At 67.2% G+C, this 683-nt stretch carries 1 pseudogene; it reads left to right on the forward strand.

Annotated elements, in window-relative coordinates:
- A pseudogene (locus tag ACGK9R_RS17190) lies at window positions 1-683 on the forward strand (hypothetical protein); the annotation flags it as partial.

The raw sequence follows: 683 nt of genomic DNA on the forward strand, positions 1-683 counted from the left end.
TGGCCACCTGCACGGACTTAGCGCACCGGAACTCAACCTGGCCATCGACCTCACGCCCGACGCTCTGCATCGGGAGACTCAGCGCCGCGTCAGCCTCGGCAATGGCGACCAGACCCAACCGCTGATTCAGGAGCGCGGCTATACGAACCTCGGCCAACTGGACCACCTCACCCTGCGCGGCGCGCAAAACGGCGGCGGCCAGCAATACCAGTACGACGCTCTGGGCCGCATGAGCTTCCGTACCCTGCAGGGTGAACAATCCAGAGTGATTGCCTACAGTTTGGATGCCGCCGGCCGTCTCACCGGCAGCCAGCACGGCGACCAGGCCCACCGCTACGCTGTCGATGCTGCGGGCAACCCTTTGGACGGCCAGCAGCCGGTCGCCGATAACCGCGTCACGCAACACAACGGCGCCCGCTACCGGTTTGATGGCGCGGGCAACCTGATCGAGCGGCAGCAGCCGGACGGTGAGCGCCTGACCATGGGGTATGACGGCGCCAACCGCCTGATCAGCCTTACCCGCACCAGCGCCTACGGCCACACCACCCAGGCCGCCTATCGCTACGACGCCTTGGGCCGCCGGATCAGCAAGACCGTCCAGCACGCCAACGGCACCACCGCCACCACCCGCTACGGCTGGGACGGCGACCGCATCGTGCGGGAAGAACGCGAGCATCAGCGCT

It is taken from the genome of Halomonas sp. HNIBRBA4712 (genome assembly GCF_043558675.1).
In the GTDB taxonomy this organism is placed as follows: Bacteria; Pseudomonadota; Gammaproteobacteria; order Pseudomonadales; family Halomonadaceae; genus Vreelandella.